Source organism: Ensifer sp. LC11 (assembly GCF_001695835.1).
Lineage (GTDB): Bacteria > Pseudomonadota > Alphaproteobacteria > Rhizobiales > Rhizobiaceae > Ensifer.
On sequence record NZ_MBSO01000023.1, the window covers coordinates 32,271 to 44,196 of the forward strand.

13 protein-coding genes are annotated in these 11,926 nt (G+C 64.6%); 8 read left to right on the forward strand and 5 right to left on the reverse strand.

The window, feature by feature from the left end:
- Positions 1-75 precede the first annotated feature (75 nt).
- The gene (locus BBX50_RS16485) at positions 76-870 is read left to right on the forward strand and encodes a DeoR/GlpR family DNA-binding transcription regulator (protein ID WP_065776411.1); all 795 of its coding nucleotides are present in this window, start codon (positions 76-78) and stop codon (positions 868-870) included.
- A 266-nt stretch (positions 871-1,136) separates the two neighbouring features.
- Here BBX50_RS16485 and BBX50_RS16490 read toward each other — a convergent pair whose 3' ends face one another.
- Entirely contained in the window at positions 1,137-1,775 is a 639-nt protein-coding gene (locus tag BBX50_RS16490; protein WP_065776412.1) for an NrsF family protein, read from the reverse strand.
- A gap of 1 nt (position 1,776) precedes the next feature.
- On the reverse strand, positions 1,777-2,313 hold the full coding sequence (locus BBX50_RS16495; protein ID WP_065776413.1) for a sigma-70 family RNA polymerase sigma factor: 537 nt from the start codon (positions 2,311-2,313) through the stop codon (positions 1,777-1,779).
- Between the two features lie 220 nt (positions 2,314-2,533).
- Here BBX50_RS16495 and BBX50_RS16500 point away from each other — a divergent pair, with 220 nt between their 5' ends.
- From BBX50_RS16500 to BBX50_RS16515, 4 genes are all read left to right on the forward strand, one after another.
- A complete protein-coding gene (locus BBX50_RS16500) occupies positions 2,534-2,857 on the forward strand; it encodes a DUF2282 domain-containing protein (protein WP_065776414.1) in 324 nt (107 codons plus the stop codon).
- Positions 2,858-2,974: 117 nt separating this feature from the next.
- A complete protein-coding gene (locus BBX50_RS16505) occupies positions 2,975-3,901 on the forward strand; it encodes a DUF692 domain-containing protein (RefSeq protein WP_065776415.1) in 927 nt (308 codons plus the stop codon).
- Positions 3,902-3,905: 4 nt separating this feature from the next.
- A complete protein-coding gene (locus BBX50_RS16510) occupies positions 3,906-4,691 on the forward strand; it encodes a DNA-binding domain-containing protein (protein ID WP_065776416.1) in 786 nt (261 codons plus the stop codon).
- 4 nt (positions 4,692-4,695) lie between these two features.
- On the forward strand, positions 4,696-5,211 hold the full coding sequence (locus BBX50_RS16515; RefSeq protein WP_065776417.1) for a DoxX family protein: 516 nt from the start codon (positions 4,696-4,698) through the stop codon (positions 5,209-5,211).
- 66 nt (positions 5,212-5,277) lie between these two features.
- On the opposite strand, the gene BBX50_RS16520 is transcribed toward BBX50_RS16515, so the two are convergent.
- From BBX50_RS16520 to BBX50_RS16530, 3 genes are read right to left on the reverse strand one after another with little or no spacing between them, the layout of a single operon-like run.
- Positions 5,278-6,381, reverse strand: a complete 1,104-nt coding sequence (locus BBX50_RS16520; protein WP_065776418.1) for an ABC transporter substrate-binding protein — start codon at positions 6,379-6,381, stop codon at positions 5,278-5,280.
- Complete coding sequence (locus BBX50_RS16525; RefSeq protein WP_320410510.1) at positions 6,369-7,763, reverse strand: sensor histidine kinase; 1,395 nt, start codon at positions 7,761-7,763, stop codon at positions 6,369-6,371. Before BBX50_RS16525 ends, BBX50_RS16520 begins: the two co-directional genes overlap by 13 nt.
- On the reverse strand, positions 7,753-8,427 hold the full coding sequence (locus BBX50_RS16530) for a response regulator transcription factor (RefSeq protein ID WP_065776420.1): 675 nt from the start codon (positions 8,425-8,427) through the stop codon (positions 7,753-7,755). The genes BBX50_RS16525 and BBX50_RS16530 overlap by 11 nt, the downstream gene beginning before the upstream one ends.
- 282 nt (positions 8,428-8,709) lie before the next feature.
- Here BBX50_RS16530 and BBX50_RS16535 point away from each other — a divergent pair, with 282 nt between their 5' ends.
- From BBX50_RS16535 to BBX50_RS16545, 3 genes are all read left to right on the forward strand, one after another.
- Positions 8,710-9,681: a tripartite tricarboxylate transporter substrate-binding protein gene (locus BBX50_RS16535; protein ID WP_065776421.1), complete on the forward strand. Its 972-nt coding sequence runs from the start codon at positions 8,710-8,712 to the stop codon at positions 9,679-9,681.
- A 136-nt stretch (positions 9,682-9,817) separates the two neighbouring features.
- Entirely contained in the window at positions 9,818-10,279 is a 462-nt protein-coding gene (locus BBX50_RS16540; protein WP_065776422.1) for a tripartite tricarboxylate transporter TctB family protein, read from the forward strand.
- Between the two features lie 24 nt (positions 10,280-10,303).
- Positions 10,304-11,812, forward strand: a complete 1,509-nt coding sequence (locus BBX50_RS16545; protein ID WP_065776423.1) for a tripartite tricarboxylate transporter permease — start codon at positions 10,304-10,306, stop codon at positions 11,810-11,812.
- The last annotated feature ends 114 nt before the right edge of the window (positions 11,813-11,926 follow it).

Sequence of the window (11,926 nt, forward strand, 5' to 3'; positions counted from 1 at the left end):
CGGATAGGCGCTCCGGCGATTTCCTTGGAGATTGGTCGAAGCCCTATGTTAGCAAGGCGTGCCTGGGGGAACGAGATGAGGGCCATGGACGACGATCGGGATGCTGTGACGGGAGACAAGAAGACACGCCGGCAGGCCCAGCTTCTCCGGCATCTCCGAGAGAAACACTATATCTCGATCGAAGAGATCACCGAGATGTTCGGCGTGACGACCCAGACCGCGCGCCGCGACATCATGGCGCTTGAGCAGGAAGGCAAGGTTCGCCGTCTGCATGGCGGCGCGACCATCGCGACCCCCGTGGATCCCAATATCTACCGCCAGCGACGCATCGACAACGCCGCGCTGAAGGAGCGCATCGGGCAGCTGACGGCTGATCTCGTGGCCGATGGCGCCGCCGTCTTCCTCGACACCGGAACCACGTGCGAGGCCGTCGCGCGGGGCCTGTTGAAACGCCGTGACCTGCGCGTCGTCACCTACAGCCTGCGCGTCGCCACCACGCTGAGCGAAAGCAGCAACTTTGCCGTCGCCGTGCCCGGAGGGTTCGTGCGGCAGGTGGATGCCGGCGTGTTCCGCGAGGAGACCGCCGACTACATCCGGAAGTTCAAGTTCGACGTCGCCATCATCTCCGTCAGCGGTGTCGACCAGGACGGCGACATCGGCGACGACGACCATGCCGAAGTCGCCGCGGTGTCGGCGGCGATGCACCAGGCCGAACGCGTGATCCTCGCGGTCGACAGCAGCAAATTCGGCCGGCGGGCGCTCGTGCGCCTTGCGTCGCTTGCCGATATCGATGCCCTTGTCACCGATCAGCTGCCGGACGAGCAGATCGTCGCGATGCTGAATGCGCACGGCGTCGGCATCCATTGCTAAGGCAGATCTGAAAGGACACCGGGGCGAACGGTTGGTCGATTTTCGGCCGAGGGCTTGAAACCCTGCATCCGGCACCACACATAGGCGTCAACGGATTGCCCGTGGAGCCCGAGGGATAACCGAAGGCTCCGGGCACGGCTCGCGCGAAAACCCTGACCACGGATGTACTGGCAGTGTGACGCAGCGAACGGGAAAAAGGTCGGCATTGCCGGCCTTTTTTGTTTTCTCGCCACCGCTTCAGCCCGATCAGTGGCTGGTGTGCGCCCCTACCAGCGGACAGCCCAACGGGCGCCGAAGGCTCCGAGCAGTGTCAGGCCGAGAACCGCGATCGTGTACCAGGTCGCGACGAAGAGCGGTGAATCGTCGGGGCAGTGCGCCGCATAGAAGGTCGCCGCGATGCCGCCGGCGGCAAGCCCCGCCAGCGCACCGGAAAGCGCCGGGCGGGATGGTGCGCCGTGGCGCAATGCCAGCAGGAAGAGCATGAGCGGCGCCAGCCCGATCAACGGAATGAAAGTCAGGCAACGCAAGCTGTTGGTGCCGATTAGCTTTGCAGACCAGGCATCAGACGGCAGGGCGACGAGTTCCAGTACGACACCAACGAGCACCAGCAGCGGCGCAATGCAGAGATAGGGTAGCAGCTTGCGCAACTCGGCTTCCGGCCAGGCGGCGACCCGCATCGCCGCAAAAGCCGCGGCCGCCAGCGCAATGGTGACCACGAACTTGAACAGGAAGCGCAGCGTCTCGACGGCAGCGGCGATATCCGGCCTCGGCCCGAGCATTATAAAGAAGACGAGCCCGGCGAGCGCGAGCGCCCCGCTTGCGGCGCCCAGCCAGGCGGCATTCATCGACAATCCGGGCCGCCGGGTGTCCGCTGCAAGAGCCTTGATCAGGTCGTTCGTATCCATATCAGTCCCGTCCAAACCGGCGGGCGATTGCCGCCAGGCCGCGATGAAGCGCCACGCGAACCGCCGTCTCGTTCATGTCCAGCCGCTTTGCCGTCTCGGCGACCGAGCAGCCGTCGACCGAGATCGCGTTGACGACCGAGCGTTGCCCCGGGGCGAGCCCCTCCAACGCACGGCCGATCTCCCAATCGCAGGCCCTTTCCGTCTCAGCGCTTGCAAGCGTCTCTTCAAACTTCGCGATGCCAACAGTCGGGCGGCGAGCCTGTCGCCGCACGGCGTCGACGAATTTGTGCCGGGCGATCGCATGGAGCCAGGGGATAACAGGCGCATCGTCCCGCCAAGTGTGGCGCTTGATATGTACGGCCAGCAGCGCCTCCTGGACGATATCTTCCGCATCGACACCGCCGCCCACGGTCCATCGCCGTGCCCAGCCGCGAATCACAAGTGCTGCGTCGCGCAGGAAGTCGCCATAGGCCTTCTCGTCGCCGGCCACGGCCCCGCGAAGAAGACTTGCGAGATGTTCGTCGTCCGCGCCGCTCACCCGCGCCTTTCCTCCCCATTCGCCGATTCCGGGCGTTTGTTACACGTTCATCCCAAAAAACCCACCGGCTGTCAGCCGGCTGACATGATCGTGACCGCTCGCGAACACATCACGAAAGCGTGTTGCCAACGTTATGTAACGCCACCTGTCTCCGCGACGAAAGACCCAATGTGCGCCTGAGACAGGACGCACGGGATGAGTTCAACACGGAGATACTACAATGTCGATGAAGTCCACGATCAGCAGCGCAATGCTGGCAAGCGCCGTCGCTGCCGCCCTGTCGACGTTCGCGACCGCAGCACCGCTCACGGAAGCGCAGGTCAAAAGCGCGATGGATGCGGGCAAGGAAAAATGCTTCGGCGTCGCCCTCAAGGGCCAGAACGATTGCGCAGCCGGACCCGGCACGACCTGCCAGGCGACGTCCACGGTCGACTATCAGGGCAACGCCTGGAAGTTCGTCGATGGCGGCACCTGCACGACGATGGAACTGCCTGACGGTCGTAAGGGCTCGCCGGAGCCGCTGACCCGCGACATGCCGTCCTGATCCACCACAGCGCGGAGCGGGGCAAACGCCAACCGGTCCGCAAGCAAGTCTCCTGAAACGGTGGCGGGCCGAGGACGTTCGCCACCGAACACGACAAGAATGGGAACGGGATGGGCAATGAGCGTTTCAACGGATAACGGCAGTCGGCTTGCATTGGTGAACCAACGGTTCCCGAACCACGCAATCGCCGGGCTGGCGGGCACCAGCTTCAAGCACCAGCATCTGCCGGCGATCCTCGCCGACGACGCGCCCGGCGGCTTCTTCGAGGTTCATGCGGAAAACTACATGGGCGCCGGCGGCCCGCCACATGCGGCGCTTGCACGGATCCGCGAGGATTTCCCGATATCGCTGCACGGTGTCTGCATGTCGATCGGCGGGCCGCAAGCATTGGACAAGACCCATTTGACTCGGTTCAAGGATCTGGTCGAGCGCTACGAACCTGCCCTTGTCTCGGAGCATCTCGCCTGGTCGACCCACGAAACCACCTTCTACAACGATCTCCTGCCACTGCCCTACACCGAGGCGACGGTGACGCGCGTTGCCGAGCATATCGATGAGGTTCAGGAGACCATCGGCCGCCGGCTTCTGCTCGAGAACCCGTCGACCTACGTCACCTTCACCGAATCGACGATGAGCGAAACGGCGTTCATCCGCGACCTGGTGCAGCGCACCGGCTGCGGGCTGCTGCTCGATATCAACAATGTCTTCGTCTCGGCCACCAACCAGGGCTATTCCGCGCTCGACTATCTCGGTGACTTTCCGCTGGAACATGTCGGAGAAATCCATCTTGCCGGACATACGGAGCAGCAGGACGACGAAGGCGAACTGCTCTTGATCGACAGCCATGACGGACCGGTCGCCGATGCGGTCTGGAAACTCTATGAGCTGGTCATCGCCCGGAGTGGCCCTATCCCGACGCTGATCGAATGGGACAGCGCCATTCCCGACTGGCCGGTGCTGAAGCGCGAGGCAACGGCGGCGCAACGGATCCTCGACCGCCACGCACGGGCGCCGTCACGGGAGAAGATCCGTGCAAGCGCCTGACAAAATGTCGATCGCACCGAACGATGCTGGCAGCGGCTACGCGGCCGGTTTCGTGCAACCGCTTCTCGATCCGGAGCGCCGGACGCCGATGCTCGTCTCCGGCCCGAACGGCAAGGCGGCGGTGAAGCGCTTCAACGTCTACCGCAACAACGTCACCGTCAGCCTGATCGAGGCGCTGGCGGCGACCTTTCCGGCGACAGAGCGCATCACCGGCGAGTCCTTCTTTCGCGCCATGGCGCGTTTTCATGTGCGCGAAACGCCCCCGACCTCGCCGCTGCTTTTCGAATACGGTCGGGACTTTCCCGATTTCATCGCTCGCTACGACTACGCGCAATCCATGCCCTGGCTTGCCGATGTGGCGCGGATCGAACGCGCCTGGCTCGACGCCTATCATGCAGCAGATGCGCCGGCTTTGACGCCCGATGCCCTCGCCGCCATTCCCGCCGACCGGCTTGGCGCGGCCGTATTCACGGGCCATCCGGCGACCCGGATTGTCCGCTCCGCCTATCCGGCCGTGACGATCTTTGCCGCCAATCGGACAAGTGCGCCCGTCGGCCGGATCGAGACGTCGGCACCGGAAAGCGCACTGATCACCCGCCCCGAATTGGAGGTGGCTGTCCGCCACCTCGCACCGGGCGCCGACATTCTGCTCGACCGGCTTTTGTCAGGTGTTCCGCTCGCGGCCGCGGCAACCGAAGCAACAAACCACTGCCCAACGCTCGACCTCGCCAGCGTCATCGCAACGGCGCTCAAGGCCGGCGCCTTCTCGGCCATTCATCACGGAGGATGAAATCATGATGTCCGCATCCAGCTCCCCGCGCAGCGTCAACGCCACTGAGTTGTCGCACTGGATCCGTCGCGCCAACCGGGCGGTGGCAGCACTCGCCCCTCTCTGGCTTGCTCAGCTCGTCCTCCGCTTCGGCCTTGCCGTGCCGTTCTTCCGGTCCGGCATGAGCAAGTGGGACGGGTTCTTGCAATTGAACGACGTCGCGGTGCTGCTTTTCAGCTCAGAGTTCCAGCTGCATCTTCCCGGCGGCCCCTACCCCTACCCTGCCCCGACCGTAATGGCCTTTGCTGCCGGCTCAGCCGAGATCCTTCTACCCATCTTGCTGGTGTTCGGTCTGGCAACGCGTTTTGCCGCGTTCGGCCTTCTGGCGATGACAGCCGTCGTGCAGCTGACCGTGCCGGACGGCTGGCCCATCCACATCACCTGGGCGGCGATGGCACTCGGCCTCATGGCCTCCGGCCCCGGCAGGCTGTCGCTTGACCATGTGCTGTGCGCCTGGCGCGGCGGCCCGCACAAGGCCTGAGGCCAGTGCCGTTGCCCAGTTCCGACGCCCAGTCCCGACCGTTGCAACCCTTGCCGGTACGGGCCATCAATTCGGCCGCAACCGCACCGGCGTGTTGACGATCAGGTTCGTCCAATCGTCGATGAACCGGGAGCGCTGCAGCCGGTCCTGCGCAGCGAGCAGCGCCGGGCCGATGCGGATCGGCCGGCCGATGCCGGATTCGACCAGTTTCGCCGGTCCGTCGACCTCGGCGGGCACGGCGCCATCGCGCGAGAAGAAGAAGGCCTTCTGTCGCGCCACGCCCTGCCCCCTTTCAGACAGCAGGTAATCGAGGAAACGACCGGCAAGATTCCCACGTTTTGCGCCAACTGGGATGAGCGCGCCGCGGCTGAGGATCAGCGTGTAGTCGCGCGGCAGCACGATCCGGAGCTTGTCGTTGCGGCGCGAGGCGGCATAGGCGTAGGAGCCGAGGATGTTGTAGCCGATATAGACATTGCCGCTATCAAGCTCCGACAGCACGGCATTGTTGCAGCAACGCAGCACGGCTTCCGCGCGACTGAGGCTTTCGAGCAGCCGGCCGTATGTGGTCGACGCCTGTTGCGCGTCGAGGAAGGCAAGCAGGTAGCCGATGCCGGACTGGCGCAGATCATAGGTGCCGATGCGGCCGCGGTAATAATCCGGCTTGAAACGCAGGAGGTCGGTCAGTTCGCCATGGGTGTGCGGCACGTCTTCCGGCGGGACGAAATCCTTGTGGTAGACCATGACCGAGGGTTCGAAGGTGAAGCCGAAAACCTCGTCGCGCCAGTTCGCCCAGGCCGGGACGTCGCGGGTTTCCTCCGAGACATGCGCCTGGGCGCAGCCGTCGTTTGCGAGCTTCACGAGCTGGTCGACGGAAGACGAGAGCAGAATGTCGCCGAAGGGCTGCCGCAGGCGGCAGGCGATATCGGCATCCCGATAGAGATCATTGGTCACATAGTCGGTGTAGTCGATGGCGACATCCCGGGCCGTCTCCTGGAAATCGCGGATCAGAGGCTCCATCGCCTCGATGTCCGTTGCCCCGTTGATGACGAGCCGGCCGCGCTCCGCATCGAGCGCGGGAAAGACGTTGCGCGTGCCCTCGACGGCACCAGCCGTCGGGGCAAGCACAAGAACCGCGGTGATTGCGAGCGGCACCGCCTTTAGCCAAGCCATGACGCGCCCTCCTTGCCGAGGGGAAGATCGAGGATAACGGCAAAGTCATGCTCGCCTTTTTCGCGAAACCGGATGGTGCCGCCATGCGCCACCGCCACCTCAGCCGCAATTGCAAAGCCGAGCCCCATGCTTCCCTCCCCCGTCTTCGAACTGACGAACCGCGCCGTGACCCGTGACCATTCGCCGGCGGGAATGCCGGGGCCGTCGTCGGCAACCTCCACCAGCACTCGCCCATCTCCACGCCCGACGCGGACAGCCAGGCGTTGAACGGTTCCATGCTGCAGGGCATTGTCGATGATGTTGACGATCGCCTCGCGCAGGCTCAACGCATCGCCAAGCACGACCACCGGTTCCGTGCACCCTTCGAACGAAACGACGACGTCCGGATCAACGGTGACCGGGATCGCCGAGCGAAAGGCCTTGCGGGCAATGTCGCCGAGATCGACCGGCTTGAACCGCACGGAATCGGAGCGATGGATGACCATGGCGTGGCTCAGCAGCTGGTTGGTGAGCCGCGCCAACTGACCGACGCGGTCGCGCACCCGCTCGAGATGGCGCTTGCGATCGGCGTCGAGGTCTTCGTCGTCGAGCATGTCGACCTGTGCTGAAAGTGCTGTCAGCGGCGTGCGGATCTGGTGGGCGGCGTCGGCGATGAAGCGCTGCAGCAGGGTGACACGCTCATCGAGACGGCCCATGAAATGATTGATGGATCCGACGAAAGGCTTGAGTTCGCGCGGCATGTCGACGTCAACCGGTGTGAGGTCCTGCGGGTCCCTGGCGCGCAAGGTGGAGGCGAGCTTGCCGACGGGCAAGAGCGAATAGCGGATGGCAAGCACGGTGCCAGCGAGCGCCAAGAGGCTCATGATGCCGACAAGGATCATGGCGCGCGTCGTCAGTTCGCTCGCAAGCGCGCGCCGCGCCTCGGTGGTCTGCGCCATCACCACATAGGCCCAACCGGAAAAGGAGGGATCCGACAGCGCCCGCGACACGATCGCGATGCGAACCGGCGCATTGCGATACTCAGCCGACCGAAACACAGGCGCTGCCCGTGCGGACGTCAGGTCGATACCAGCGTCGAGATCGTCGTAGCCCGTCAGCGTTTTCCCGTCGGGCCCGACCACCCGGTAGAAGATGCGATCACGTTCGGCGAGCCCAAGCAGTTCGAAGGCCGAGGACGGTAGTGTCACCCCCAGGTTGCCTGCATCGACGGTCATGTTCGCCGTGATCTGGATCGCCGCTCCGAGCAGCAGCCGGTCATAGGCATCATCTGCTGCGGCGCGGGCATAGTACCAGGCGGCAGTGGCCAGAAGTGCTGCGCCGCCGCAAAGCACCAGCGCCACGCGCAGCACGAGGCGCGAGAAGAGTGACGTTTCACGCCGCATCATCAGTCACCAGCTGATAGCCGAGGCCACGGATCGTGACGATGCGCACCGTTGAGCCCTCGATCTTCTTGCGCAGCCGGCCAACATAGAGCTCGACCGCGTTCTGGTTGGCGCCTTCGTCGAAGCCGAAGAGGCGGTCGAGCAGTTCGTCCTTGCTGAAGACCCGCCCCGGCCGCGCGGCCAGCACTTCGAGAAGCGTGATCTCGCGCCGCTTCAGCTGCACCTCGCGGCTGCCGATCCGCACGGAGCGGCTGTTGCGGTCGAGAACCAGATCGCCGCATTGAATGAGATTGGTCGGATCGCCTTGCCGGCGGCGCAAAAGCACGCGCGTGCGGGCCTCCAGTTCACGGAAATCGAACGGCTTGACCAGATAGTCGTCGGCGCCGAGGTCGAGCGCGCCGACGCGGTCCTCGATCTCCGAACGCGCCGTCAGCACCAGGACCGGCGTCGTCTTCCGCCGGGCGCGCAGATGCCGCAGGATCTCGAACCCGTCGAGCCCCGGCAACATCACGTCGAGGATCACGAGATCATAGTCGGTAAATTCGAGTATGTCGGCGGCGGCTTGCCCGTCCGTTTGCCAATCGACGGTGTGCCCGACCTTTTCCAGTCGCCGGCTGATTGCCTCCCCGACATCCCTCGTGTCCTCCACCAGAAAGATGCGCATGGGGAAGCAGTGACACGGAAGATTTGGGCGATCAACCCGGTGGATCTGACTGCGACCGTGACAGCATGGTGACAGGTTCGCAGAGGAAAGAGGGCAGCCTGACCGCGACAACGGGAGATGCGGCCAGGATCTGGAGGACAACCATCGTTGAGGCATTGTCGGGTGGTCGCGCATGCGGTCCAGCGATGTTCTTCGGCGTGCTCCTGATCCTGGATGTTCGGTCGGCTCAAGGCGGCGTCAACAGCGTCGCAACACGAAATCATGGACGATGGGAGAGAGACCATGACCCGAAGCTTTCTGAAGACCCTTCTTGCGGCTGGCTGCCTGGCCGCTGTCGCATCGCCCGCCGGGGCGGAACCGTCGAAGCCCGAGTGCTTGGCCGGCGCCAAACCCGGTGGCGGCTTCGACCTCACCTGCCGGCTCGCCGCCAATGCGCTGCTCGAAGCCAAGCTGATCGGCAAGCCGATGGCCGTCACCTATATGGAGGGCGGCGTCGGTGCCGTTGCCTACAACCACGTCGTGGGTAAGCGCGGCGGCGACGGCAACCTGATCACCGCGGCATCATCGGGCTCGGCGCTTCTGATCGCCCAGGGCAAGTTCGGGCAATATGACGAAACCGCGGTGCGCTGGCTCGGCGCGCTCGGCGCCGATTACGGCGTGCTCGTCGTTGCCGCGGACTCGCCCTACAAGAGCCTCGGCGAACTGATCGCGGCCTATAAGGCGAGCCCGACCGAGTTCTCGGTCGCCGGCGGCGGCGCCGTTGGCTCGCAGGACTGGATGAAGGGCTCACTCTTGGCGAAAGCCGCGGGTCAGGAGCCGAAGCAGATGCGCTATGTCGCGCTCGAGGGCGGCGGCGCGGTACTGACGGCACTCGAAGGCGGGCACGTCAAGGTGGGCGCCGGCGATGCCGCCGAAATGTCCAAGCACCATGCGGCCGGCAAGGTCCGCGTGCTTGCGGTCATGGCGCCGGCGCGCCTGCCGGGCGAACTCGCCGAAGTCCCGACCGCCAAGGAACAGGGCGTCGACATCGAGTGGCCGGTCTGGCGCGGCTATTATGTCGGCAAGGATGTCTCCGATGCCGACTACAAATGGTGGGCCGACGCCTTCACCAAACTCGTCGCGACACCGGAGTTCGTGAAGGAGCGCGAAGCGCGCGGCCTCTACGAATACACCCAGGTCGGCGAGGCCTTCGACCAGCAGGTCAAGTCAGACGTGGCACGCTTCAAGATCATCGCCAAGGAAGCCGGCATGTAGGACCGGAGCGCGGAGCGGGGCGCTCGTCCCGCTCCGACAGGCTCGCCACCATCTTGCGGGCTCGCCACGCCTTTCGCTTGATCGGCCGGGTCGAAAGCCCGTTCCCTCCGACGACGAGATCATCGGGAACAGAACCATGTCAGACACCACATCCTCCTCCTCCACCCTCATCGGCAGGATCGGCGGGCTCTCCATGCTCGCGCTCGCGATTGCCTACGGCATCGGCGGCAGCCGGATCGAATACGCCTTTGCCTCGGACCCGCTCGGACCGCGCGTCGTGCCGGTGCTTTTGGCAATCATCCTCACGGTGCTCTGCCTCTTCTATCTGAAAAGCCCCGGAACGGCCGAAGCCTTCCCGAGGGGACAGCTTCTTGTGCGGATCGTGGCAGTTCCGCTCCTGCTCCTCGCATCGGCATTGCTTTTGGAGCCGGCCGGCTTCGCGGCCTCGATCTTCCTTTTGACCGCAGGCGTCGGCTGGATCTTCGGCGCACCGCTGCGTCTTGCGCTGATCGGCGCGGCCGGACAGGCGCTCCTCTGGTGGTCCGTCTTTTCCTACCTGCTCGACGTCTATCTGCCCGCCGGCCGTCTATTCGGCTGATCCGCCGGTTATGGAGTGATATCAATGAATCTCGATTATCTCTGGAACGGTTTTACCGTCGCCCTCACCATGCAGAACCTGCTGATCGGTCTCGCCGGCTGCTTCATCGGCACCCTGGTCGGCGCTCTGCCGGCGATCGGGCCGATCAACGGCATCGCACTTCTCATCCCGATCGCCTATACGATGGGACTGCCGGCCGAAAGCACGATGATCCTGCTCGCCGCCGTCTATTGCGGCGCCGAGTATGGCGGCCGCATTTCCTCGATCCTCTTGAACGTTCCCGGTGACGCCGGCGCGGTCATGACCGCCCTCGACGGCAACCCGATGGCCCGCCAGGGTCGCGCCGGCGAGGCGCTGATGCTCTCCGGGCTCTCCTCCTTTGTCGGCGGCGTCTTCGGCGCGGTCGGGCTGGCGCTGTTTGCGCCGCTGCTTGCGGGCCTTGCGATCGGCTTCGGGCCAGCGGAATACTTCGTGCTGATGGTCTTTGCCTTCGCCACGCTCGGCTCGATGGTCGGCAGCCAGCCGGTGAAGACGCTGATCGGCTGCACCCTCGGGCTGATGCTCGCAACAGTCGGTCTCGACGCGACATCGGGCGCCTATCGCTTCACCTTCAACGAGCCGGAACTCGGCGACGGCATCGAATTCGTCGTGCTGGTCATCGGCCTGTTCTCGGTCTCCGAGGCGCTGCTGATCCTTGAACACCAGGCAAGCGGCGTCAGTGTCATTCGCGAACTCGGCCGCATGACCGCCCGCCTCGACGACATCCGCAAATCGGTGGGCGCGACGCTGCGCGGTTCGGTCATCGGCTTCATCGTCGGCGTGCTGCCGGGCACCGGTGCTTCCGTTTCGAGTGCGGTTTCCTACACCACGGAAAAGCGCATCTCCGACACCGAAGGCACCTTCGGCAAGGGCGACGTGCGCGGTCTTGCAGCACCGGAAGCGGCCAACAACGCGACGGCCTGCGGCGCCTTCGTCCCGATGCTGACGCTCGGCGTGCCCGGTTCCGGCACGACCGCCGTCATGCTCGGCGCGCTGATGCTCTACAACATTCAGCCGGGTCCGATGCTGATCACCGAACGTCCGGAAGTGGTCGGCGGCCTCGTCGCCTCGCTGTTTGTCGGCAATATCCTGCTGCTTCTGCTCAACCTGCCGCTGGTCAACATCTTCGCCCGGGTGTTGACGGTACCGAACTGGCTGCTGGTTCCGGGCATCCTCGTGCTCTCGATCGTCGGCGTCTACTCGACCCACGCCTCGGTGTTCTCGATCCTGTTGATGCTCGGCATCGGCATGATCGGCTGGCTGCTGCGAAAGGCCGGCTTCGACATGGCGCCGATCATCCTTGGCTTCGTGCTCGGCCATGTCATGGAGGTCAACCTGCGCAATGCGCTGGCGATCAGCGGCGGCGACATCTCGATCCTGTTCCAGAGCAAGATCTCGATCATCCTGTGGATCCTCGCCGGCGCCATGGCGTTCATGCCGCTGATCCTCGGGTGGAGACGGACAAGAGCAGCGAAAGCCGTCCAAGCAAGCTGATCCCACTCCTCCCTGACGGCAGCTTCAGCAGCGGCGTGCGGCATCATCGCACGCCGCTGTTGCTTTTACTTGGCGAATGTAGACAATAAATCCAACGTGGACATTTGCGTCTAC